Origin of the sequence: Flavobacterium sp. 22659 (assembly GCF_052044235.1) — a bacterium.
GTDB classification, from domain to species: Bacteria; Bacteroidota; Bacteroidia; order Flavobacteriales; family Flavobacteriaceae; genus Flavobacterium; species Flavobacterium johnsoniae.
In genome coordinates, this window is record NZ_JBQEMU010000040.1 from 1 (window position 1) to 22,606 (window position 22,606).

At 34.4% G+C, this 22,606-nt stretch carries 24 protein-coding genes; 3 read left to right on the plus strand and 21 right to left on the minus strand.

Annotation, left to right across the window (positions count from 1 at the left end; genetic code table 11):
* Positions 1-147: 147 nt before the first annotated feature.
* The 4 genes from ACTJIW_RS23840 to ACTJIW_RS23855 all read right to left on the minus strand — a co-directional run bounded on the left by ACTJIW_RS23840 (position 148) and on the right by ACTJIW_RS23855 (position 4,209).
* Complete coding sequence (locus tag ACTJIW_RS23840) at positions 148-1,587, minus strand: nucleoside recognition domain-containing protein (protein ID WP_440716520.1); 1,440 nt, start codon at positions 1,585-1,587, stop codon at positions 148-150.
* A gap of 285 nt (positions 1,588-1,872) precedes the next feature.
* Entirely contained in the window at positions 1,873-2,946 is a 1,074-nt protein-coding gene (locus tag ACTJIW_RS23845) for a winged helix DNA-binding domain-containing protein (protein ID WP_440716521.1), read from the minus strand.
* A 93-nt stretch (positions 2,947-3,039) separates the two neighbouring features.
* Positions 3,040-3,753 (minus strand): 3'-5' exonuclease, encoded by a 714-nt coding sequence (locus tag ACTJIW_RS23850; RefSeq protein ID WP_073410193.1) that lies wholly within the window; start codon positions 3,751-3,753, stop codon positions 3,040-3,042.
* 39 nt (positions 3,754-3,792) lie between these two features.
* Complete coding sequence (locus ACTJIW_RS23855) at positions 3,793-4,209, minus strand: carboxymuconolactone decarboxylase family protein (RefSeq protein ID WP_440716522.1); 417 nt, start codon at positions 4,207-4,209, stop codon at positions 3,793-3,795.
* Between the two features lie 115 nt (positions 4,210-4,324).
* On the opposite strand from ACTJIW_RS23855, the gene ACTJIW_RS23860 reads away from it, so the two are divergent.
* Complete coding sequence (locus ACTJIW_RS23860) at positions 4,325-4,681, plus strand: winged helix-turn-helix transcriptional regulator (protein ID WP_274251797.1); 357 nt, start codon at positions 4,325-4,327, stop codon at positions 4,679-4,681.
* Positions 4,682-4,684: 3 nt separating this feature from the next.
* On the opposite strand, the gene ACTJIW_RS23865 is transcribed toward ACTJIW_RS23860, so the two are convergent.
* The 4 genes from ACTJIW_RS23865 to ACTJIW_RS23880 form a co-directional block, all read right to left on the minus strand.
* On the minus strand, positions 4,685-5,161 hold the full coding sequence (locus tag ACTJIW_RS23865; protein ID WP_440716523.1) for a methylated-DNA--[protein]-cysteine S-methyltransferase: 477 nt from the start codon (positions 5,159-5,161) through the stop codon (positions 4,685-4,687).
* Between the two features lie 150 nt (positions 5,162-5,311).
* Positions 5,312-6,124 carry an SDR family oxidoreductase gene (locus ACTJIW_RS23870; RefSeq protein WP_440716524.1) on the minus strand — a complete coding sequence of 271 codons (813 nt, stop codon included), beginning with the start codon at positions 6,122-6,124 and terminating at the stop codon, positions 5,312-5,314.
* 147 nt (positions 6,125-6,271) lie between these two features.
* On the minus strand, positions 6,272-6,721 hold the full coding sequence (locus ACTJIW_RS23875) for an N-acetyltransferase family protein (protein ID WP_440716525.1): 450 nt from the start codon (positions 6,719-6,721) through the stop codon (positions 6,272-6,274).
* Positions 6,709-7,608, minus strand: coding sequence for a LysR family transcriptional regulator (locus tag ACTJIW_RS23880; RefSeq protein WP_440716526.1), 900 nt, complete (start codon positions 7,606-7,608; stop codon positions 6,709-6,711). The genes ACTJIW_RS23875 and ACTJIW_RS23880 overlap by 13 nt, the downstream gene beginning before the upstream one ends.
* Positions 7,609-7,755: 147 nt before the next feature.
* Here ACTJIW_RS23880 and ACTJIW_RS23885 point away from each other — a divergent pair, with 147 nt between their 5' ends.
* Positions 7,756-8,151, plus strand: a complete 396-nt coding sequence (locus tag ACTJIW_RS23885; protein WP_012022959.1) for a rhodanese-like domain-containing protein — start codon at positions 7,756-7,758, stop codon at positions 8,149-8,151.
* A gap of 58 nt (positions 8,152-8,209) precedes the next feature.
* Here ACTJIW_RS23885 and ACTJIW_RS23890 read toward each other — a convergent pair whose 3' ends face one another.
* The 3 genes from ACTJIW_RS23890 to ACTJIW_RS23900 are packed head-to-tail and all read right to left on the minus strand — an operon-like array spanning position 8,210 to position 12,494.
* Positions 8,210-10,609, minus strand: a complete 2,400-nt coding sequence (locus ACTJIW_RS23890) for a M28 family peptidase (RefSeq protein ID WP_440716527.1) — start codon at positions 10,607-10,609, stop codon at positions 8,210-8,212.
* A gap of 11 nt (positions 10,610-10,620) precedes the next feature.
* Positions 10,621-10,968: a hypothetical protein gene (locus tag ACTJIW_RS23895; RefSeq protein WP_012022957.1), complete on the minus strand. Its 348-nt coding sequence runs from the start codon at positions 10,966-10,968 to the stop codon at positions 10,621-10,623.
* Positions 10,968-12,494 carry a carbon-nitrogen hydrolase family protein gene (locus ACTJIW_RS23900; RefSeq protein WP_044048221.1) on the minus strand — a complete coding sequence of 509 codons (1,527 nt, stop codon included), beginning with the start codon at positions 12,492-12,494 and terminating at the stop codon, positions 10,968-10,970. The genes ACTJIW_RS23895 and ACTJIW_RS23900 overlap by 1 nt, the downstream gene beginning before the upstream one ends.
* 175 nt (positions 12,495-12,669) lie before the next feature.
* Between ACTJIW_RS23900 and ACTJIW_RS23905 the strand changes: the two genes are divergently transcribed.
* Positions 12,670-12,996 carry a single-stranded DNA-binding protein gene (locus tag ACTJIW_RS23905; protein WP_121359802.1) on the plus strand — a complete coding sequence of 109 codons (327 nt, stop codon included), beginning with the start codon at positions 12,670-12,672 and terminating at the stop codon, positions 12,994-12,996.
* Positions 12,997-13,082: 86 nt separating this feature from the next.
* Here the strand turns inward: ACTJIW_RS23905 and ACTJIW_RS23910 are convergent, their stop codons facing one another.
* The 10 genes from ACTJIW_RS23910 to ACTJIW_RS23955 form a co-directional block, all read right to left on the minus strand.
* Complete coding sequence (locus ACTJIW_RS23910) at positions 13,083-13,775, minus strand: DUF2461 domain-containing protein (RefSeq protein ID WP_440716528.1); 693 nt, start codon at positions 13,773-13,775, stop codon at positions 13,083-13,085.
* A gap of 86 nt (positions 13,776-13,861) precedes the next feature.
* Complete coding sequence (locus tag ACTJIW_RS23915) at positions 13,862-14,047, minus strand: hypothetical protein (protein ID WP_044047488.1); 186 nt, start codon at positions 14,045-14,047, stop codon at positions 13,862-13,864.
* A gap of 81 nt (positions 14,048-14,128) precedes the next feature.
* Positions 14,129-14,647 carry a ferritin gene (locus ACTJIW_RS23920; protein WP_121359804.1) on the minus strand — a complete coding sequence of 173 codons (519 nt, stop codon included), beginning with the start codon at positions 14,645-14,647 and terminating at the stop codon, positions 14,129-14,131.
* A gap of 65 nt (positions 14,648-14,712) precedes the next feature.
* The gene (locus ACTJIW_RS23925; protein WP_440716529.1) at positions 14,713-16,167 is read right to left on the minus strand and encodes a hypothetical protein; all 1,455 of its coding nucleotides are present in this window, start codon (positions 16,165-16,167) and stop codon (positions 14,713-14,715) included.
* Between the two features lie 161 nt (positions 16,168-16,328).
* Positions 16,329-17,459, minus strand: a complete 1,131-nt coding sequence (locus ACTJIW_RS23930) for an OmpA family protein (RefSeq protein ID WP_440716530.1) — start codon at positions 17,457-17,459, stop codon at positions 16,329-16,331.
* A gap of 109 nt (positions 17,460-17,568) precedes the next feature.
* Positions 17,569-18,201 (minus strand): CatA-like O-acetyltransferase, encoded by a 633-nt coding sequence (locus tag ACTJIW_RS23935; RefSeq protein ID WP_440716531.1) that lies wholly within the window; start codon positions 18,199-18,201, stop codon positions 17,569-17,571.
* Complete coding sequence (locus ACTJIW_RS23940; protein ID WP_440716532.1) at positions 18,201-18,908, minus strand: HAD family hydrolase; 708 nt, start codon at positions 18,906-18,908, stop codon at positions 18,201-18,203. The genes ACTJIW_RS23935 and ACTJIW_RS23940 overlap by 1 nt, the downstream gene beginning before the upstream one ends.
* A gap of 220 nt (positions 18,909-19,128) precedes the next feature.
* Positions 19,129-20,013: a DMT family transporter gene (locus ACTJIW_RS23945; protein WP_440716533.1), complete on the minus strand. Its 885-nt coding sequence runs from the start codon at positions 20,011-20,013 to the stop codon at positions 19,129-19,131.
* A gap of 120 nt (positions 20,014-20,133) precedes the next feature.
* Positions 20,134-21,648 (minus strand): flotillin family protein, encoded by a 1,515-nt coding sequence (locus ACTJIW_RS23950; RefSeq protein ID WP_073410180.1) that lies wholly within the window; start codon positions 21,646-21,648, stop codon positions 20,134-20,136.
* Positions 21,649-21,659: 11 nt separating this feature from the next.
* Positions 21,660-22,220, minus strand: a complete 561-nt coding sequence (locus tag ACTJIW_RS23955) for an NfeD family protein (protein WP_440716534.1) — start codon at positions 22,218-22,220, stop codon at positions 21,660-21,662.
* Between the last annotated feature and the right edge of the window lie 386 nt (positions 22,221-22,606).

The following is a 22,606-nucleotide window of genomic DNA, read 5'->3' on the forward strand; positions in this document are numbered from 1 at the left end:
TCATTCCTTCGGGATTTTTTGATTTCGGTTTCGAATAAAAAGAACCTTCGGTTCGAGCAATATTGTAGGGCGAGATTTTAATCCGGTTATCTAGAATAGGGAATCCGTTGTGGCAACATTTATCATTCCTTCGAAATTTCGTGCTTTTTAAAAAAACCAAGTCGCCACAAAAATAGCCGTAATAACACAAATAAGATCAACCAAAAGCATCGTTCCTAAAGCATAACGGGTATTTTTGATATTAACTGAGCCAAAATAAACTGCAATTACATAAAACGTACTTTCGGCACTGCACTGAAAAATACTGCTTAATCTTGCCGTTAAAGAATCGGCTCCAAAAGTATTCATAGAGTCGATAAGGAAGCCGCGTGATCCTGCAGAACTAAACGGACGAAGCATTGCAACCGGTAAAGCATTTGTGATTTCTTTGCTTACACCCATATTAGAAAATACAAACGCAATTCCATCACTGATAATTTCGAACAAACCGCTGTTTCTGAATAAAGAGATAGCAACCAGCATTCCTAAAACATAAGGGAAAATAGTAACTCCGGTTTTAACACCATTATTAGCGCCAACAACAAAAGTGTCAAAAACAGTTGTGTTGGCTTCGCTGAATTTCTTTTCATTTTTGAAAGAGAAAATCAAAGTAAAAGCAATAATGGCAATTAAGATTAATCCAGAAAGGTTAGAAGTGAAGTAGTTTTTTCCAATTAAGTCTAAATGATTAACATACATCAATAAGCCAATAATGGCAGCGATTAATCCCATTAGACCAATAAGAAGCGAAGCACTTTTAAAATTTATTTTTTGTTTAATACCCACAATTAAAAAAGCAGCAATTGTTCCTATGAAAGAAGTAATAATACAAGGCAGCATAACATCTGCAGGATTACTTGCGTTTGCAGCAGCACGATATCCAATAATTGAAGTAGCAATCAAAGTTAAACCTGATGCGTGCAGACACATAAACATAATCTGGGCGTCGCTGGCTTTGTCTTTATCGGGGTTTATTTCCTGTAAACTCTCCATGGCTTTAAGTCCAAATGGTGTTGCAGCCGAATCCAATCCTAAGAAATTTGCAGCAAAGTTTAAAGTCATGTATGATATTGACGGGTGATTTTTTGGAATACTTGGAAAAACCTTTACAAATACTGGACTCAATACTTTAGCCAGGTTTCCAGATGCGCCAGAAACAATTAAAAGTTCCATTAAGCCGCAGAAAAAAGCCAGGTAAGCAATCAATGGCAGAATTAAATCAACCAAAGTGCTTTTACAAGTCGGCAGTAAACCATCAGATTTCTGAAGTCCGCTGTAAATTTTTACAGTTTTGTTTTTATAAACATAAGTCGTGTCGGCATTAAGCGTGTCACGATTAATAATCATGGTTTGATCTGGAGCTTTTTTTATACTGTCTTTAATAAAAACAGGAAGCTGTTCGATATATTTTTCAGATACCAGAATTGGATCGTCTTTCTTTCCATTTAAAACAGAATCAATAGTATAAGTGTTGGCTGTAAATAAGCTTACAACAATAAAAACAATCGAAGAAATAAAAATAACTAACCAAAATCTGCTTAATACCATAATTCTATTTTTTTGTAAATGTAATTATTTAGCCAGAATATGCATAAAGATTTTATTTATTGAGGGTGCAATTCGATAATTACAGGCTTGTATAATGTTTAAATATGCCGCCCCGCTGGGGCTTTTGTTATAATTGGCTTAATTTCTATAAATATATCGCTCTTCCAGAGCTTTATTACTATTTTGACAGCTCTGGAAGAGCGATATATTTATAGCTTTAGAAAAAAATGCAAAAAAGCTCCAGCGGAGCGAAACATAATGATCCAGTTTTTTTAGAATAGTAGGTTATTCAATAATAACTTTAGTTTCCAAATACTTCTCAAAAGACTTAATCCCTTCAAATAAAATTTCTTTTTTTGAATTTTCGGTTTCATTAAAAAACTCCGTTTCAATTTTGGCGTGGTCTTTTTTTATGGTTCGTTTCCATATTCCAATAACTTTTCCATTTTCTAGAATTATCGGTTTAAAGATGCCGTTATTGGTAAAAACCTTAGTTTGATGATCTGATAGAAAAGAAGCTTCTCTAGTTTTATATGAAATCAAAATTTCATCAAATGCTGGAAGAAAGTGTACGCTTTCGCGGAAAGAATTCTTATTAGATCCTTGATTTATAAAGTAATACGTTTGGTTGTTAATGTCAGTTGAGTTTATTTGCAACTCAATTGCGTTAACGGCTTTTTTACAGATAGTTGGCGCAAAACCAGACCACCACGAGAAATCGAGCAAAGTTGCCGGACCGTGACTTTCAAAATAACGCTTGGCTAATTTTGCTAAAGCTTCTTCTTTTGTAAAGTTCGTTTTTGGCTTTTTGACACGTTCTTCTAGCAAGGCATACGTGATTTGTTTGCCTTTCATTTTTCCATTGCAAACCAAACCATCAAGTTCTGCATGCATCATAATTGCTGCACTAAGAAAATCTTCTTTTGAAGTTCTCTTAATGTCAAGTTCCTGCATGATTTCATCTCGGGTTAAATGTGTATTTCCAGATAATAATTTTTCAATCGAATGAATTGTTTTGTCTAATTTCTTGATATCAAAACCATATTTTTTGACAGCAGAAATAGTCATTTTTTGTACTTGAGGTCCAGAAAGATCCAGCATCCAGTAAATATCATCGGCTGAAACAAAATGCCAGGTTGGCCGTAAAATATGAGTCCGAATAATTTTTGCCGAGTTTATAGCTTCTTCAATTTCTTGTTCAGAAGCATCACATCTAGAACCAATTGCCCACTTTGCCATGGCATAATCCTGAGCCTGCATAGCACCCAAATGACGTACTATTTCCTGCGGAGAACATTTCTCTGTTTTATAAAGTTTTTGTGAAACAAGCCGATGATGTGAAATTTCTTCGTGTGTCATTTTTATAAACTATTTAAAAACTGTAAGTTATGTTGGTTTACTTCAATATAAACTTTGTGTCTCTTAGCCTTTTTAGCTTTGTACCTCAAAAAACTATACATGAATTATTTCTTCATCAATCAGCAAATCTTCTCGACGTAAACGAAGAAAAATCTGTGCTACGGCAATTGTATCTTTTTCGCAGTACGTAATAATTCGGTCAATGTCTTTTTCTACATAATAAACATGTGCAACCTGACTGCCGTCGATATCTCCTTTTGGAGAAGGAACACCTAGAATTTTGGTTAATAGTTTTAAAGACGTAAAATGCTTATAATCGCCAAACTTCCATAATTCTAAAGTATCAAGGTGTGCAATTTCCCAGGGCTTTTTTCCAAATAAATTCAGTTTGTCGGGAATTGCGATTTGGTTGATGATCATTCGGCGAGCCAGAAACGGAATGTCAAATTCTTTCGCATTATGTCCGCATAAAAGATGCTGAGGCTGATTAAAATGATTGTTCAACAGGTTATTAAAGTCTTTCAGGATCTTTTTTTCTTCTCCAAAAAAAGAAGTCACCCTAAAATTTCGAACATCGCCTTTGATTGTAAAATAGCCTACCGAAATACAAATGATCTTTCCAAACTCAGCCCAGATTCCGGCACGGTCATAAAATTCTTCTGGTGTAAAATCGTCTTTTCGCTGATATTGTGTTTTAATATCCCAAAGTGATTTCATTTCTTCATCAAGCGAATTAAAGTTTTCTTCTTCCGGAACGGTTTCTATATCAAGAAATAGAATATTGTTTAGGTTTATTTTTTCAATCATTTTTTATGTGGACATTATTGTGCGTATAAAATTACATAATTAATGATTATCCCCTAATGTAATTCGCAAACGATTCAAAGTATTCATAATTGAAATGCTCGCAGTTAAATCTACCAATTCTTTTTCGGTAAAAACTATTTCTAACCTCTTTCTAATGGCAGTTAAATCTGTTTCCATTTTTGTAATTGCTTCTGCCCATTCCAAAGCTAGCTTTTCTTTTTCATCAAAAGAATCAGAAAGTTTCCATCCTGATAATTTATCGAGAACACTTTGTTCAATTCCAAATTCTCTTAATTCGTTTGAATGAAAACTACAGCAATAAGCACAGCCATTTAATTGCGAAACTCTAAGATCTGTCAATGCCAGAAGTTTAATGTCTATTTCTGATTTTCTAACACTTGTGTGAGCTTTGTATAAATGCCCAATTGTTTCCTGCGAAATTTTAATGTAATCCATAATGTAATCTAATTTTTTTGCAAATTTACATCAGAAAAAACCTTGAATTTTATTACTTACTTTTATGTAGTATACTTACTTTTTTGAAAGTATATCATAATCAAATCTTTGAATCATGCCGGAATTTTTTTACGACAATAAATTGTATTATACTCCAATTGAATTTGCATTAAATCATATTGGAGGAACATGGAAAATGCCAATTCTGTGGAGACTGCACAAAAACGTTTTGAGATACGGGGAGTTAAAAAAGGATATTCCGCATATTACTGATAAAATGCTTGCAAGCCAGTTAAAAGAATTAGAAGGTAAAGGCTTAATTGAGAGAAAAGTATATCCTGTTGTGCCGTCAAAAGTAGAATACTCGATTACTGAAAAGGGAATGAAAGCTATTCCTGTTATTGAAACAATTATGAATTATGGTTATGAATTAGTGAAGGAAGCGGGTATCGAATTTCCTCCTAAAAAATAAAACCTAAAACAAACTTTGTTGTTTACTTGGGCTTTCATGTTCCAAAAGCCATTTTTTGCGTGATAATCCGCCGGCGTAACCTGTTAAAGAACCATTTGTGCCAATAACACGATGACAGGGAACTACAATCCAAAGCGGATTTTTTCCATTTGCCGAAGCCACGGCCCGAATTGCTTTTACATCGCCCAGCTTTTTGGTTTGATCCATATAACTTACCGTTTTTCCGTATGGAATTTCTAGTAATGATTTCCAGACTTTTTGTTGAAATTCGGTACCCTGAGGATTTAGTTTTAAGTCAAAATTGGTTCTTTTGCCCTCAAAGTATTCTTCAAGCTGTGAAACGGCATCTTTTAAAACTTTTGGAATTTTTTTTGAAACTTCGTTTGTTCCTACATCAGAAACAGAGATTACTACAATACCATCTTCATCACCAACTATTTTGGTAATTCCTAAAGGCGAATTGATATATACTGTTTCCATAATTTAACCGTAAAGTTTTTACCGCATAGACACGAAGGTTTCGCAAAGTTCGCAAAGTTTTTTTTTACTATATAAGTTAGATCAGTAATTGTTTTGCCATTGCAAGTTTAGGAAAGTCTCGATTAAATGAACTTACACAATTTATATCGTTTAATAATTTTTCAACTGAAATTGATAGTTTAGAATATTTTCAATTTTTTTGCTTGAAATAGTCTTTTTGATATTTGATTTCTCTGAACTGAATTTTGGCAAAACTAAGTTTTGTTCTTTTGCTTTTAGAGTATAATATTCCTCTCTTGTTGGATGAAAAGGAGCAACGGCATTAAAAACAGTATTCCATTTTTCTTGGTTTATGATTGCTTCAATAACTTCAATGCAGTCATTTTGATGAATTAGATTTACTGGCGCGTCTGGATTTTCAAGATTTTCTTTTCCAGCCAGAAATTTAACGGGATGACGATCTTCGCCAATTAACCCGCCGAAACGCAAAATCGTAGTTTCGAAGTTTGGATTATTTTGAAGAACCTTTTCTGCTAAAAGCAATTGTTTTCCGCTTTCGGTTTCGGGATTAGGAATTGTTTCTTCGGTAATACTATCATTATCATCTCCGTAAACAGAAGTTGAACTCACAAAAAGTATTTTCTGAATGCTTGATTTTTCTATAAATGAAATCAGATTTTCGATTTTTCGCACAAAAACCATATTAGAATCTGAAGCAACCGCGCGTAACTTTGGAGGAATATCAATAATCAGGATTTCGCTTCCGGCTAGAAAATCAGTAAAGTTTTTAGAAACGCTGTCGCTTTCAGCGGTAACCAAAAATGGATGTATTCCAGCATCTTTTAATATTGAAAGTTTATTTTCAGAAGTTGTCGATCCGTTTACCGTATGTCCTTTTTCGATTAGTTTTTTTGCTAAAGGCAAACCCAGCCAGCCGCAACCCAATATGCTTATTTGTTTCATTTTGTTTTTTGAGGTTCAAAGAAACAAAGGTACAAAGGTTCAGAGGTTTTTGCTTCACGCAGATTTAAACACATTTTAAAATTATTTCAATCCTCTAATCTGTGGCTGAATTTTCTGTATTCGCCCCTGGATTGGGAAATTTAATCATCATAAAGTTAACGTAAATCGGACTTTGTCTTTTCCTTTTGCACCCATTCTGGTGTAAAATTTAATGGCTCTTTCGTTAAACTGAGGTGTCTGCCATTGTATGTTAACGCAGTTGTTTTCGATCCCAATTTCTTTTAGTTTATCGATTAAAACTTCGCCAATCCCGAAACTGCGTGCTTCTTCTTCCAGAAATAAACAATCCATATACAGAAAATCGGCAGTGTTCCAGGTAGAAAAATCGAAAGTATAAGAAACATATCCCACGATTGTATTTTTTACTGCCACAACTAAACAATGCAGTTTTGGGTTTTCGCTACACAAGGCTTTTTTTAAACCTTCTTCTTTGCCTTCTGGAGAATAGTCGGCCTTTTCGAAGTCGGCATGTTTTTGACATAAAATAACCAGTTTAGGTAAATCGGCGATTTCGCACTTTCTAATTAAATATTCCATTGTAGATTGATTTCGTTTTGTAAAAAGTTAATAAAATGCTGAAAATAATCAGGATAAGTTTCGTTTGCTCTGGTCGCGATAAAATGTTTTCGTTTTAAGCCATTTTTGCCCACTTTTACCGCTTTAATTGGATTGTTCTTTATATGTGGCTGCAATGCCCATTTTGCCATCGACATAATGCCCATATCAGCTTTTACCATTTCAAGAGAAGCTTCTGTTAATGGGAGCGGTGTTATCTTTTTCGGAGCTACTTTGGCTGGAGCCAAAAAATACTGATGAATTGTAACCGTTTCCATAGGAAGTGAATGAATAATTAAATGTTCATTTACAAAATCTTCGGCAACGACATACTTTTTGTCGGCCCACGGATGGTTTTCTGAAATCACCACTACTACTTCATCCTGAAATAATTCGGTGTATTTTATATGATGGTCTTTTATAGTGTCACTTACAATGGCAATGTCAATCGTGTTTTCTAAAAGTTTTTGCAGCGGAATATGAGTGGCTTCGGTAACAATCTTCAATTCAACATTTGGATATAAAAGGTGAAACTGCTTTAAAACCGATGGAAGCCAGTGATAACTGGAAAAACATTCTGTACTGATTCTAATTTCGCCATATTCTCCAAAAACCATTTGTTTGATCTGACTTTCGGTTTCGGTGAGTTTGTTTAGGATTTCATTTGCCAGTTCATAGATTTTTTCTCCGGCTTTGGTAAGAACCAGTTTTTTATTGGTTCTTAAAAAAATGGGCGTACCCAATTGATATTCTGCTTCTTTGAGCTGATGACTCAAAGCCGATTGTGTCAAGTGAAGTTTGTCAATAGCTTTTGTTATGCTTCCTTCTTCAACAATTGCTTTTATCAATTTTAAATGACGTATTTCCATTTTTAAAGTATTGCTACAACAAAGTAACAAAATTTTAAACTGGCTTTTACATGAAAAAAACTAATGCCGTTCATGAATTCTTTTCGTTTTTATGACATCTAATGATCTTCTACTTTTGAAAAAACAAATCATTAAAACATAATTAAAATGGAAACGCAAATTAAACATTACGAGAATAAGTTAGCTTTTGAAATGGATCCTTCAGATTTATTTGATGCCTTAAATAATGGCGAAAAAGTAATAGCACTGGATGCCAGAAAAGCGTTTGGATTTGAAGCAGAACATATTCCAAATGCGATTAATATTCCGCATCGCGAAATGTCGGCAGAAACAACAAAACATTTAGATAAAGATGTTTTGTATGTTACTTATTGCGATGGAATTGGCTGTAATGCTTCAACAAAAGGCGCTTTGAATATGACTAAATTAGGGTTTAAAGTAAAAGAGCTGATGGGCGGAATCGAGTGGTGGAAGTTCGACGGATATGCAACAGAAGGTTCCAAAGGAATTAAAACAGGTTTAAAAATTGAATGTGCCTGTTAAAAGAAAAAGCAGACTTTATAATCAAAGTCTGCTTTTTTATTATTTTGAGAATACTTTATTATGGCTGCCTAACAGGCTGTATTAAACTGTCTTTTGCAATTACGGCGCTGTCCTTAACTGGTGCCGGCTGTACTGGCGGATTAACCGGAGCGGTATATCGTTTAATTTTCTGCTGAATCATTACGGCATCATTCAATACAAATGGAGTCGGCATCATCCAGTCGCTTCTCGGATTTACTTTAAGCAGAGGGTTTGTCATTAAATCAAAAGAACTTTCAATTAAATCCATATCAAAAACAGACGATTTGTTGATGTAGAAATCCATCACAAGCGGTTCGTTGCCTACAACATAATAGCATAACAGACGCATTCCTTCTCTTTCTAAACGATTTGTCTTTTCGCCTGAAGTAGATACACCATTTGCTTTGAAATTATAAAATGTCATTTTTGGATTAGCGTAAATATCGTAACGGTTCACTTTTCTATTTGGCGTAATCTTGATTTTTAAATAGCGATTATTACCCACAACGCTGTCTTTTAGGAAAGCAATAGTTGGTTTTGGAACATCAACAATTGGCGCAATGGAGCTGTATGTAAATCCTGTATTGTATTTACTTGCGATTGGCAGACTGTTGAGCCCAACAACTTTTTGATTTTTCTGTCCTAAATACGTTTTAGTCCATTCATCAAGGTTTACATCATAAGTTGCCCAAACTGCCGAGTTGGTGTTTGCATTATAGATATATAACAAACTGTTAGATTTTGCTTTTCCTGGTTCATAGCTGGAATGAACACCTGCGTAAATAAAAAATCCGATGGAAACAGCAAAGAAAACCATAATCCATACGCCTTTTTTAGCGAAAGTATTAAATATTGGAAGTAATAATCCGAAAAGAAGAACGGTTAGGATTGCACTTCCAAAAAGTATTTTTAAACCTAAACCAATTGGAAACATTACTATAAAAGGAGCAATAATAGCCAAAGCTGGAATACTGAAAAGTAAATTCATGCCTAAACTGTAATGCTGCGTAAAAACGAAGATTCCGAATAAAAGAATTCCAAAATATACCGGAATAATTAAGAATCCTGCCCCAGTTAAACTGTTTGCTAAAAAAGCATTAATAATAATCCAAAGCAGCAAAGGCGCTACGAAATGGGTCATTGTTATTTTTGCATCAGAAAAATGATGGTAAAAAGCAAAGCAGATCGCAATGCTTAAAGTTACAAATGCGCCAATGTAAGCATGTCCGTTGTATGTAAATCCGTTTAAAAGATCAGAATACTGCGGGTAAATCTCTAGAATAATTTTCCATCCTAAAAAGGTTACCAAACCAGCAATAATTACAGATCCTAAAAGCGGTACAAAACCTTTGAATATTTCTCTTAATGAAATCATTCTTTTGGCTTTTCCAATGAACATAAAAAGCATTAAAAGACCAAAAGCGATAAGTGTCATTGGCATTACCCATGAAAAAGGATAACTTATGAAAGAAAAAGGAGCGTTGAAATAAACGTAATCTTCTGAATTTGGTGAAGTAATTTGGTTTAAGTCAGTATTTGCGAAGTATTTTAATAAAGGCATCAAATAAGAACCCTGATGCGCCAATGTCATTTTGTTTAAATGCTGAACATCGTCCTGCTGTGTGTGATAATTGTAATGTCCGTCGATAAAAGCGAAATTAAACCCCTGAATATTTCCCTGCTCTCTAAAAACAGTCAAATCAGTATCATTTGGAAGCATTTTGTAGATGCTGTACATCAATGAATTTGAAACCGGATAAGAAGGTTTTGCTTTGGTAAATTCTTTTACAAGTGCCTGATTTCCCTGATTGGTTTCCATCAGCATATAACTTGGTCCTGAAGTTCCCCTTGCTTCAAAGTTTAAAACCAAACCAACATCTTTTGCCCACGGATGTTTGTTTACAAAAAGTGCCGCGCCGTTTAAACCTAATTCTTCAGCATCTGAAAAAAGAATGATGATGTCGTTTTTCTGAGGTTCTTTGGCATATAAAAAAGCCCTGATTCCTTCTAATATTGTTGCAACGCCAGAGGCATCATCACTTGCACCTTTTGAAAAAGAATGCGGTGCACTATCATAATGAGAAAGTAATAATAGTGCTTTTGTATTGTTTGTTCCCTTTATTCGGGCAAGGATATTTTTAGACTTTACCAAAAGCCCTTTATCATTAAGAGTAAAACCTTCCTGAACACTAGTTTCTAATCCAATTCTGTTAAGCTCAAGTTTAAGATAATTAGCAACCAATTCATGATTAGTTGAACCCACATAATGGGGTTTTTGAGCTATAATTTCAACCTGATTTAAAGCTCTTTCGGTAGAAAAATCGGCGAGAGCTTCATCATTTTTTGAAATGTATTGAGGCATCATTGTGGCATATATAACAGCTAACAATGCCAGAATGCAGATTATTGCGAGAATCGAGGTGGGGTTTTTTCTCATAGTAAATACATCTAAATTTCTTTTTTAACAAGCATATAATAATCATTGTCCAAAGATCTATATCCCTGGTCGTACAGGAAATAGTAGGTATTGCCTGTTTTGGTCTGCAAGATATTAGTAAAGAAATCAAAATCAAAGCCTTTGTTAATCATTTTGTCCCTCGTTGCTTTTGATTTTCCATCAACATTCAGCTCCGATAAAATACGATAATTTTTTCGTAGCTTATTATTTACATTCCGCATATAATTGTTGCTGTCTTTGTTTATTTTATTATTATAAGCATTACGACAGCTGTCTGAACAAAACTTTTTATCTTCTCTGCCTACAAGTTTTTCAGAGCATTCAAGACACGTTCTCATTATTTTGTTTTGTTAATTTGATACAAATCTGTTCTTCTGTCTTTTAGAATTCGCACGCTTCCATGTTCATGAAGATTTTTCAATAAATTTAGATCAACATCAACAATCAAAGTCATTTCTGTATTTGGAGTAGCTTCTGCTTTAATTCCATTACTTGGAAAAGCAAAATCAGAAGGTGTAAAAACCGAAGCCTGTGCATATTGAATATCCATATTGTTTACTTTCGGAAGATTTCCCACACAGCCCGCAATGGCCACATAACATTCGTTTTCTATCGCACGTGCCTGAGAGCAGTGTTTTACTCGCGTGTAAGCATTTTGAGTATCAGTCAGGAACGGAACAAATAAGATATTCATTCCTTCATCGGCCAATAATCTTGAAAGCTCAGGGAATTCGACATCATAGCAAATTAAAATTCCAATTTTACCACAATCCGTATCATAAGTTTTAAACTCAGATCCACCTTTCATTCCCCAATGATGCACTTCATTTGGTGTGATGTGAATTTTATAATACATCTCAGAAGTTCCGTCTCTTTTGCATAAAAAACCAACATTATACAAAATACCGTTTTCGAGATGAGGCATACTTCCGGTTATGATATTGATATTGTATGAAATGGCAAATTCCTGAAAGCGTTTTCTAATGGGATCTGAATGTCGTGCCAATTCCCGAATCGCTTCGGCCTCAGATAAGTGATTAAAATCGGCCATTAAAGGAGCCGTGAAAAGTTCTGGAAAAAGAGCAAAGTCACTTCCATAGCCGGAAACGACATCAATAAAAAATTCGGCCTGTTCAAAAAGAGCTTCAACATTATTAAGCTGACGCATCTGCCATTGAATTAATCCTAAACGAATAATGCTTTTTTCAGAATTAATCAACTTTGGACTTTCATCATAATACACATTGTTCCATTCCAGAAGAACCGCAAATTCTTTAGATTCTTCGTCGCCTTCCAAATAATTTTTAATGATGCGTAATACATGAAAATCATTGCTCAATTGAAATGAAAGAACCGGATCATGAAGTTCCTTGTCTTTTACTTTTTCAATATAATTTCTGGGTGAAAGCTTTTTCGAATATTGATTGTAATTGGGAATTCTTCCTGCAAAAACAATCGCTTTTAAGTTCAGTTGTTCACAAAGTTCTTTTCGGGCATCATAAAGACGTCTGCCCAAACGAAGTCCGCGGTAATTTGGATGAATGAAAACATCAATTCCGTACAAAATTTCACCGTCAGGATTATGGGTCGAAAAAGTATAATCGCCAATGATTTGTCTGTAATTGTGTCTTTTGTCAACCAGTTTTTCATCGACAATAAGCGATAATGCTGAACCTACGACTACGCCGTCGACTAATATTACCAATTGTCCTTCGGGAAATATTGAGAGTAGTTTTTTGATGTCATTAGATCTCCAGTAGGAGTTTGCCATTTCTGGATACGATTCAACCATTGAATTTTTCAATTGTTTGTAATCTTCAAACGCAAGGTTTCGTAACTCAACTTTTTTAATTTCTGTCTGCATATATGTACGATTTCTCTCAAATATAGCAAAAATAAATTCCATTTACAAACGCTTACAAATATTTACAACCGAAAGTAAATAGTTTGCAACCGAATATTTTAGCCGAGACAGCGCAATTTTGCATCGTTGAATTTGATCAACGAATTTTTATATGAACATTTAAATAGTATACGCCATGAATGCAATGAAAAACAGAGTACAATTAATTGGTAACGCAGGAAACGACCCAGAAGTTAAAACATTAGAAAGCGGTAAAAAACTGGCACATTTAACAATTGCAACAAACGAAATTTACAGAAACGATAAAGGCGAAAAAGTAGAGCAGACGGAATGGCACCGAGTTACAGCTTGGGGAAAAACGGCTGAAATAATCGAAAAGTTTGTTGTAAAAGGGAAAGAGGTTGCGATCGACGGAAAGTTAACCCACAGAAGTTACGATGACAAAAACGGTGAGAAAAAGTACATAACCGAAGTTGTTGTAAACGAGATTTTATTGCTGTAAATACTCTTTGATTAAACGCCGCGTAAAGAAACAAACCCGACAGGTTTTTAAAACCTGTCGGGTTTAACTTTTGCGTTGAAATATTTTTATAAAACTGAGGCGCCGTTTATATCAGTTGAAAGCACTTCGCTCATATAATCAAAAAATGGTCTCATGTTTTGAAATGCTTCTAAAGCTTTTTCAAGAAATTGCGGACTCAAAACTTCCTCATCCGTAAAACGTTTTATGATTAAAAACTGTTTGTAACGAAGTAAATCGATAGCTTCATGATCTGCATCAAAACCTTTTGGTGTTGTTTTGAGCTGTTCGCCTTCCATGGTTCCGAAATTATTTTTGAAGGTTTTTGAATTTAAAATTTCTCTAAATGATTCATGATCGTGGGCAAATTCACTTCTTATGCGTTTCAAGTCGGCAGCATTTGGTCCCCAAAAGCCGCCAATCAAAGAAGTGTTTCCTTTTTCGATATGAAAATAATAACCGCCGCGTCTTGCACTTGTAGCACGTTTATAACTGCCGCCCCAATAAGTTTTAAAAGGGGTTTTATCTTTAGAAAAACGAATATCGCGATAAATTCTATACACACTTCTTTTGCCTGATTGTGTTTCGAATACATCAGTTTTAGAAAGTTCATGAAGAAGTGCGCCTGCAAAAGTTTCAATGTAATTGAGCTCTTTTAAATATTCTGCTTTATGTTCTTCAAACCACGGTTTATTATTGTTGTCTTTCAACTGTACTAAAAAATCTAAACTCGATTTGGGAATAAGAATTTGGTTTTCCATAATTAAATTGAACCTTTTTATAATCAGAAGACGAATGTAAGTAAAATTAAAAACCCACCAGATTTCTTGGTGGGTTTTCTATATCGTTAAGCCGTTTTTTTAAATAAATCAAACATAGGACAACGTGAGCAGCGTTTCTTTTCGCTCTTTTTATATTTCTCACAGCAAGAAGATTTACAGTTTTCAATCTTCTTAATTTTATCAAGGATATCTTTATTCTTCTTTTTCTTTTTATCCTTTTTTTTGTCCTTGTCTTTGTCTTTCTTGCTCAAAATTCCTCTGTATTATAAAAACAGAGACAAATATAAACGAAAAAAGTTATTTTTAAGCGTTCTAAATAAACTTTAACTTTTTTATTTTGGATTTATAGCAATAGAGCTTGTAACTGTTAATTGCTGAATATCACGGTCAAACAAATAAAGTCCGCCTTTATCGTCTCCAATTAAGTTGATTTTATCCAAAATAGATTTAGCTGTAGCTTCTTCTTCAATTTGTTCAGAAACGTACCATTGTAAGAAATTATGTGTAGCATAGTCTTTTTCTTCAAAAGTAATATGCACTAATTCGTTGATAGATTGCGAAACAAAAAGTTCGTGATTGTAAAGCTCTTCAAACATCTCTTTGAAAGTAGTATAAGTTGTTTTTGGCGCTTTAAGATCTGTAACCTGTGCATGCCCTCCGCGTTCGTTTACATACTTAACCAATTTAAGCATGTGTGCACGCTCTTCATCTGACTGAGTGTACATAAATTGAGCAATTCCTTCTAATCCTTGTACTTCAGCCCAACAAGCCATAGAAAGATAAGTTTGAGAAGATTCTGCTTCTATGCGGATTTGCTTATTTAAAGCCGATTCAATATTTTTTGATAGCATAATGATGTCTTTTTTGTAAAATTAGAAAAAATAATCCAAACCATTTTTTGGAAACCGCGAAAACATTAATGGGAATTTATTGGATCAAAAGAAGCAGGCTTTGAGAATACAGATTTGTTCATGATTGGATTTCCTGGGCCTTCGTTCGTAAATCCATCTGTAAATTTTCTCATAACGAGTTGTTTTAAAGCAGGATCATAATAACTTAAAATGTAAAAATTTTTTAGTCTTAATGTGTTTTGCAATATGATGGTATTATTGGTATTTAAGAAAAAGTATAAATTATCTATTGCTAAAGGATCCGGCTTTTCATTTTTTACAAAATCTAAATTTTTATTAAGCATAGAGTCAAAGTAGACCATTTTGCTTTGTGTACGCATGCCGGAAAAATTTAAAATTTCATCTGAGTTGTATAAATAATCAGTGTTTACGTATTCTATGTACCCTCCAAAAGTAATGAAATTGTTTTCTCCGTTTTTGGTAACAGAAATCCCGGCACTTAAGTTTGCTAAATTTTTAAGGAATTTTGCTGTGTTTTTTATTTGCTGAGGTCTGTTGTTATCTGTTTGAACTAAAAAAGGAGAGTTTTTAAACTGAATCGTATCATTTTTTGTCAGGGCAGTATTTTTAATGCTATTTCCAGATTCAAAATCTTTTATATCAAACAAAAATTCATCTTTATTTGCTGCTATCTGAAATAGCTTTTTATCGTAATAAAATGAGTTTGCTGTTTGAATTGGTTTTTGGGAAACAGGCAGATTGAAAAATTTCTCTTTTATATCTGAAGTCTCGATATTAAGATCGAAAACATGTGTTTTTTTTGAATTATAGTCTAATGTCAATATAATATGACCGTCAAGAACATACATTTTATTGATTGCAGCCGTTTTATCTATAGGATTAAAATCATTTAAATCCATTTTTTGGATGGGGTAGTACCGAATAAGACTGCTAAATGATAAACTTTTTCCTCCTCCATTTTGAAAGGCAAAAGAAGAAAAATCGAACATTTTTATTTCACAGTTTCCGTTGTCAAATTTATAAAGAAGAAGATGCTGCTGGGCTCTTTCTTTTGCCAGAAGATAAAAGGCATTGTCTTTTTGAAAAGAGGTTATAATGTATTCATGGTTATCCGGAAAATCAAAATTTAATGACCTGGAAGTTTTCATTTCTGGGAAATATTTGACAATACGTATATTTCTCAAATTTGCGGAAGCCCAATATAACAAAGGGTTTTTGTCTTCACCAATACTGTACCCTATTAAGTTTCTATTTGAGGCAAATTTTATAGAATCAGTAAACTGAGTTGTAAGGAACAACGACTTGTTGTATTTTAAAATAGTCGTTTTTTTGTCATCAGATGCAAAAACATAAATGTCATGCGTTTTTACATCTTCGGCATTTATAATCTGTCCTTCATCTGATGGGTTATTCAGATTTAATGGAAACGAATTTAATACTGTTTGACCTATCAGTACTGATTTCGAAAGTAAAAGTGAGATAAGTAATAGCTTTTTCATGAGTTTTCAAACGTCAAATATCATTCCAAATTTAGCGAAATAAACGGTACATAAATGCAATAGAATTATATCGTGATAATAGGTTTGATTTGAACCTTAAAGAGATAAAAAAAAGTCCTTAAGAAATCTCTTAAGGACTTGATTTTAATTATCAAAAAGAATTATTTTACTTTAAAAGTAACTCTTCTAGCTAATCTTCTAGCTTCTTCTGAATCTTTTTGGATTGAAGTATCTGCACCAGCAGGAATAACGTTTAATCTTGAAGATGCAATTCCAGCTTTTTCAAAGATAGTTTTTACATTTTCTGCTCTTTGGTTTGAAAGTTTTTCATTGTATTCTGCTTTTCCAACCTGATCAGCATAACCAATAATATCAAGAGATGCAGAAGGGTTTTTTCTTAAGTAAGTTAAAACCACATCGATTGCAGCAGTTGAGTTTTCGATAGGAGTTGCTTTGTTGAAATCAAAATAAACGCTGTAATATTTATCGTTTATTAATTCTTTTACAACATCTTTATCGTTTACAACAGTAGTGTTGTTAACTGGTTTTTCTACGACAACTTGTTTTGATGGTATGTTCTTGATTTGGTTTTCAAGATCAGCAATTCTGTTATCGTAAGCACTAAGGTCTACATTTTCAGAAACTACAGTCCAGTCAGCATGTTTAGTGTTTTTACCTAAGTAAATGTTTAAACCAACTGTACCATTGAATATTAAACCAGAATAACCTCTGTTCCCAGCAAGATAAGCTCCATCAAAAGTATGATCCTGAGATGCATTTAAGATTGTAGAGAAATCTCCAGTTAAAGCTACTCGGTTAGATAATTTTATTTGTCCAGTTACACCAGCAATAAAGTTACCCATTTCATCAGCTCCTCTGAAGTTGTCGCTTCTTAATTGAGCATAACCAAAACCTACATGTCCTAATAAACCAAAAGTGTTAGTCCAGGTTTCAAAGTTCATGATACGGCCTAAGTTGGCAACAGCTTGTAAATCTACTCTATAGTATCTTGAATCAAAATCTATAGAACTGCTTTTTGCAGTAAAACTGTTGTATCCAAAATCAGCCTTCAAACCAAATTTGTTGTTAAACATGTAACGAACACCTAAATCACCAACCCATGGGCTTGGAGTAGCGGTAGTGTAACCTGCAGAGAATGGTCTTTGAGGTTTAGTTAATCCTCCCGCAAGTTCTACAGACCACTTGTTATAGCTATTTGCAGAGCTTTCTGTTTGTGCATTTACATGAATTAACCCTAAAGCAAACGCCAGAGTAATAACAATTTTTTTCATTGTAATATGAGTTTTAAAATTTTCCCCAAACCAACGAATTTATTACTGCTTAAGACGTCCCCTAAAAGGTATTAGAGTATCAAAATAAGGTAAATTTGTAAGATTAAAACTATTTTGTATTCATAACCTCCTGAAAGAAATCTACAAACTGTCCTACATGCAAGCCGTCCATCAATCCATGGTGAACGTGTACAGACATTGCGATTGTGCGTTTTCCAGATTCAGAAACAATCATTTTTCCGAATGAAATTTTAGGGCAGCTGTCCGGAAAAGTATAACTTCTGGCATGCGAAATAGAAGTGAAGTTTAACCACGGAATTGCCGAAAAATGAATCAGATTGTCATTATCAAAAGATCTTGTAAAAAGTCCGGTTGTATTTTGAATGCGTTCAATTTCTGTTAGAGCATTTTTTTCAAAGATTTTAAAATCAGGATTGTATTCTATTAAAGAAAATCCGAAAGTTCCGTCTGCACGGCCAATTGTTGCCGAAGCATCGATACGGTCGTTGATATAAATTTTGCCTTCTGAAATTCGGTATTTGAAATTTTCAACCGTATTTACGGCTGTTAAGGTTTTGTGTAAATAGAAAATGAAGAAAGAAGCATTTAATTCTTTTGCCGTTTGATAAGCTTTTGTACAATCAATTTCGACAGTCACGCCAAAAAATGGTTCTTCCATTCGGCAGAAATGTTCAAAATGCTCTTTACGGTTCCAGTTTTCTAAGTCTAAAAGTGTTTTCATTATAATAAATTATGAACCACCTCAGTAATTTTTTCAAATGAACTAAAGTGTTTATGTTCAACTTTGTGATTGATTTTTTCGTGTTCCCAAGTTGTGTGAAACGGAATATGAACAGCATAACCGCCAATTTCTAAAACTGGCAGTACATCTGATTTTAATGAATTGCCTATCATTAAAAACTCATTGGCCTGAATGTCTAAACGTCCCAGTAATTTTTGATAATCGATTTCCTGTTTGTCTGACATTACTTCGATATGGTGAAAATAATGACCTAAACCAGAGCGGTGTAATTTGCTGTGCTGGTCTTTTAAGTCGCCTTTTGTTGCTACGACCAATTTGTATTTTCCGTGTAAAGCCTGTAAGGTTTCTTCGATTCCGTCAAGAAGTTCGATTGGTTTTTCGAGTAATTCCTTTCCATATTGAATAATCTTTTCAATCACTTCAACCGGAATCGTATTGTTTGAAATATTCATTGCGGCTTCGATCATCGAAAGAATATAGCCTTTAATCCCGTAACCGTACAAAGGCAGATTGGCAATTTCGATTTTGAATAATTCCTGCGAAATGCCCTGATGCGAAAGATAATCTTCCATCAAAGCGCAGAACTTATGTTCGGTTTCCTGAAAATAAGGTTCGTTTACAAATAAAGTATCATCGGCATCAAATGCGATTACTTTTAAGTTTGGTATTTTGCTTTTATGTAACATAAGCTTTTTTGTTTCAAGTTTTGTTTGTTTCAGGTTTATTTTTCGCCACGACCCGAGCGATAGTGAACAGGCGAAGCAATTCACGAATTGCACTAATTTTTTTTAGCCACAGATTATTAAGATTAAAATGATTTTTTAAAATCTGCTCAATCTGCGTGAAACCTCGAATTGCACAAACTATCAGTGTAAACCATTTTCATCCGTAAAATCAGTGGGCAAACTATTTAGAAAACAGTTTCTTTAAAGATATTGTCTTATCGTAAAAAGTAATTCGGATTCCGAAAAGCAAAACAATTCCGCCGAAAACCATCTGTAAAGTTATTTTTTCTTCTAAAAACAACCAAGCTAAAATAGAGGTAATTACAGCCTGACTCAATAAACTCAATGAAACTCTGGTTGCGCGCATGTGCTGCGTGGCATAACTAATCGAAAGCCAAGCACACAATTGACAGATTACAGCCTGCAAAACTAATACAAACCATCCCGCATCTGAAAATCCGGTAAAAGGTTCGTTCAGCGAATAACACAAAATTCCTAAATAAATACTAGAAGCCAGTAAACTAATTGTCATAAACGATAAAACATCGACGGTTGAAAGTACATTTTTGCTTACCAAAAGATAAATAGAATATAAGATTCCGGATAAAACGGCAAACAGAAAAGCCTGATCGAAATTCAAATCAATAAAAAACTCAAAGCCCACCAAAGTTATCATTCCGAATAGAGCCACGAGAGTTCCAATCCAGAAGTTTGCTGCAGGTTTTGATTTGAGGAACAGGAAAGAGCCAACGCCAACCCAAACCGGAGATAAATTTGTGAGTAGCGAAGCCTGAGTCGCGCTTGATTCCTGAATGGCGATATTCCAAACGGCTACATCTGATGCAAATAAAACACCGCAAAGCGCTGCTAAAAGCGCGAATTTTAATGTTGGAATTTTAAAATTGCCGCTCAACAGCACATACGGCAAAAGCAGTATGACGGCAAATGCCATTCGGTAAAAAGCAGAGATTAATCCCGGCGTTAAACGTAATTTAACCAATATAGGGAAAATTGAGATGCAGAGTATACCGCAGATTAGAGCTAATCTTGGTTTTGTGATTTTCATTGTATTAATCGTGTATTATTTTTCAAAGATACTTTACAAAGTGAATACTTTGAAAGCAAAAAGCGCGAATCAATTAAAAATGTTAATCGGTTCGCGCTTTTTTATGACAGAATTTAAAAATTATTCTTCTTTTTCTACAACTTCAATAGCTGGCGGAACTTCGGGTGTATCTTCACCTTTTAAATAACTCGGTAAATTTAATCCGGCCATATTGAATAAGTCATTCAATGGCGGAACTGTTTTCATCATTCCAGAAACAAAATTGGCTGTTGAACCGCCATTTTCGCCCTGAGCATTTCCAGAATCCCAAACGGTGATTTTGTCAATTTTGATGTTTTTAACCGCTTCAACCTGAGTTTTAACCAATTCAGGAAGCTTCTCTAATAATAAAAGCTGGAATGCTTTGCTTGGATCTCCGCCCGCAGCAGCCACAACATCTTTGTAACCTTCGGCTTGTTTGGTTAATATTTCGAAAAGACCTTTTGCTTCGGCTTCCATTTTAGCATAAATCGCATCGGCTTCACCTCGTGCATTTTCTCTGATAGTTTCGGCAGCGGCCTGAGCTTCGATAATAGCTCTTTGTTTAGCAATTTCGGCAGGAACCACAATGTTGGCAATTTGAGTAGAACGTTCTCTTTCAGAACGTGCAAGCTCGGCCTTTTGTTCAGCAACGTATGATTCTTCTAATGCTTTTGCCTGTTGTACTTTTTCGGCAGCTATTGCAACACGCAATGATTCTGCTTCTTTTTCTCTACGTAATGCTTCAGAATTAGCGATGGCAATTTTAGCCTCGTTCTCTCCCTGAATCGCAATTGCGTTTGCTTCAGAAGTTTTTACCCTTGTATCTCTCTGTGCTTCGGCTTTACCAATAGTTTCATCTCTTGATGCAGTAGCAATACTGATTTCTTTATCTTTTTGAGTAATCGCGATTTTTACGTCACGGTCTCTGTGTGTTTCTGCAATTTGAGTATCTTTTTCTCTATCGGCAAGAGCCTTACCAATTTCCCCGATTTTTTCCTGTTCGGCAACGCTGATTTTTGCTTCGTTAATAGCTTTTGCAGCGGCTTCTTTTCCTAAAGCTTCAATATATCCAGACTCGTCACGAATATCTGTAACGTTTACGTTGATTAATTTTAAACCAATTTTCTTTAATTCGCTGTCAACGTTTTTCGAAATATTATCCAGGAATTTGTCACGGTCTGAGTTGATTTCTTCGATTGTCATAGTTGCAATTACCAAACGTAACTGACCAAACAAAATATCTTTTGCCAGTTCCTGAACCTGCTCGTATGATAAACCTAACAATCTTTCGGCAGCAGTATTCATACTGTCTGATTCTGTAGAGATTGCAATGGTAAATCGGCAAGGAACATCGACTCTAATGTTCTGACGGCTCAGCGCATTAGTCAAATTAGCTTCGATTGAAAGCGGTTTTAAATCTAAAAATGCATAATCCTGAATTACCGGCCAGATAAAAGCGCCGCCGCCGTGTACACATCGTGCTGAGGTTCCTCCTGTACGACCGTAAATAACTAAGATTTTGTCTGACGGACAACGCTTGTACCGCGATATTAATGCCGAAATTGTTACGAATAGAACGATTGCCGCAACTGCAATTAAAATAATTGGGTTCATTATGATTTGTGTTATATGGTTTCTACAATTAAAATGTTGTTTTCGATTTTGATAACTTTTACAGCTGCTCCAGACGGAATTTTGCTTTGTTCTGTCATCGCTTCTAATTCATGAAAAGAACCGTTTACGCTAATCATGATTTTGCCTTTTCCTGTTTTGTTTTCGGGAATTGTTAAGTAAACTTCGGCGGTTTTATTAAGCGTATTAGTGATTTTAAAAGAATTGTCTTCTGCTAGTTTTTGTACTTGTTTGATAACGAAGAAAAACAAAAGCACAAATAAAACGCCAACAACAAGTGATAAAATAATAAGAAACCAGGTATGTTCGCCAATTGTAGAATAAAACGAAATTCCCGTCCAGCTGAAACCTAAAAGAAAATTGATAAGGTTTCGTAATGAAAAAAGCTGAAAATCGCCATCGTGTGCATCTGCATGAAAATCAGTGTCGAAACCATCTGCAACATCAAGACCCGTAAAGGTAATAATGGTTTGAATAAGAAAAATTAAACTTGTTGGAATTGCGATATACCAAAAAGATTTAAGCAGTGTAGGCAAACTTTCTAATAGTTCCATAATTTTTAGTTTTTCGAATAGCTTTTGGTGCTAATATCTTACTTTTTATGAAAGAAAACTAATTTGTGTAAAATTTATATAAAAAAGGAATTATAAGAAAACCATCAATGAGGTTAAATATGCCGTTAGGCATTAAAGGTTGGTAGAAAAAATAGATTAGCATCGATTCAGCGTGCCGTAGGTACGCAAGATATGTATCGTACCTACGGCACGAAAACGAATTTTAAATTTAATATTCTACCAACCTTTAATGCCTAACGGCATAATTTGCTGATTTTAAATTGATGATATAAAAGAGGATTAAATTGCCTCTAAAATTTCAGATATATTTTTCGTTTTGTAATGATTTTTAAATATGCCGTTAGGCATTAAAGGTTGGTAGAAAA

Bases quoted from the DNA above. Each gene is read 5' to 3' on its own strand.
- ACTJIW_RS23850 (WP_073410193.1), bottom strand. From the start codon at position 3,753: ATGATTGAAAAAATAAACCTAAACAATATTCTATTTCTTGATATAGAA.
- ACTJIW_RS23920 (WP_121359804.1), bottom strand. From the start codon at position 14,647: ATGCTATCAAAAAATATTGAATCGGCTTTAAATAAGCAAATCCGCATA.
- ACTJIW_RS23935 (WP_440716531.1), bottom strand. From the start codon at position 18,201: ATGAAAACACTTTTAGACTTAGAAAACTGGAACCGTAAAGAGCATTTT.
- ACTJIW_RS23870 (WP_440716524.1), bottom strand. From the start codon at position 6,124: ATGAAACAAATAAGCATATTGGGTTGCGGCTGGCTGGGTTTGCCTTTA.
- ACTJIW_RS23890 (WP_440716527.1), bottom strand. From the start codon at position 10,609: ATGAGAAAAAACCCCACCTCGATTCTCGCAATAATCTGCATTCTGGCA.
- ACTJIW_RS23895 (WP_012022957.1), bottom strand. From the start codon at position 10,968: ATGAGAACGTGTCTTGAATGCTCTGAAAAACTTGTAGGCAGAGAAGAT.
- ACTJIW_RS23940 (WP_440716532.1), bottom strand. From the start codon at position 18,908: ATGTTACATAAAAGCAAAATACCAAACTTAAAAGTAATCGCATTTGAT.
- ACTJIW_RS23880 (WP_440716526.1), bottom strand. From the start codon at position 7,608: ATGGAAATACGTCATTTAAAATTGATAAAAGCAATTGTTGAAGAAGGA.
- ACTJIW_RS23875 (WP_440716525.1), bottom strand. From the start codon at position 6,721: ATGGAATATTTAATTAGAAAGTGCGAAATCGCCGATTTACCTAAACTG.
- ACTJIW_RS23955 (WP_440716534.1), bottom strand. From the start codon at position 22,220: ATGGAACTATTAGAAAGTTTGCCTACACTGCTTAAATCTTTTTGGTAT.
- ACTJIW_RS23945 (WP_440716533.1), bottom strand. From the start codon at position 20,013: ATGAAAATCACAAAACCAAGATTAGCTCTAATCTGCGGTATACTCTGC.
- ACTJIW_RS23865 (WP_440716523.1), bottom strand. From the start codon at position 5,161: ATGGAAACAGTATATATCAATTCGCCTTTAGGAATTACCAAAATAGTT.
- ACTJIW_RS23845 (WP_440716521.1), bottom strand. From the start codon at position 2,946: ATGACACACGAAGAAATTTCACATCATCGGCTTGTTTCACAAAAACTT.
- ACTJIW_RS23905 (WP_121359802.1), top strand. From the start codon at position 12,670: ATGAATGCAATGAAAAACAGAGTACAATTAATTGGTAACGCAGGAAAC.
- ACTJIW_RS23930 (WP_440716530.1), bottom strand. From the start codon at position 17,459: ATGAAAAAAATTGTTATTACTCTGGCGTTTGCTTTAGGGTTAATTCAT.
- ACTJIW_RS23840 (WP_440716520.1), bottom strand. From the start codon at position 1,587: ATGGTATTAAGCAGATTTTGGTTAGTTATTTTTATTTCTTCGATTGTT.
- ACTJIW_RS23950 (WP_073410180.1), bottom strand. From the start codon at position 21,648: ATGAACCCAATTATTTTAATTGCAGTTGCGGCAATCGTTCTATTCGTA.
- ACTJIW_RS23925 (WP_440716529.1), bottom strand. From the start codon at position 16,167: ATGAAAAAGCTATTACTTATCTCACTTTTACTTTCGAAATCAGTACTG.
- ACTJIW_RS23860 (WP_274251797.1), top strand. From the start codon at position 4,325: ATGCCGGAATTTTTTTACGACAATAAATTGTATTATACTCCAATTGAA.
- ACTJIW_RS23910 (WP_440716528.1), bottom strand. From the start codon at position 13,775: ATGGAAAACCAAATTCTTATTCCCAAATCGAGTTTAGATTTTTTAGTA.
- ACTJIW_RS23900 (WP_044048221.1), bottom strand. From the start codon at position 12,494: ATGCAGACAGAAATTAAAAAAGTTGAGTTACGAAACCTTGCGTTTGAA.
- ACTJIW_RS23885 (WP_012022959.1), top strand. From the start codon at position 7,756: ATGGAAACGCAAATTAAACATTACGAGAATAAGTTAGCTTTTGAAATG.
- ACTJIW_RS23855 (WP_440716522.1), bottom strand. From the start codon at position 4,209: ATGGATTACATTAAAATTTCGCAGGAAACAATTGGGCATTTATACAAA.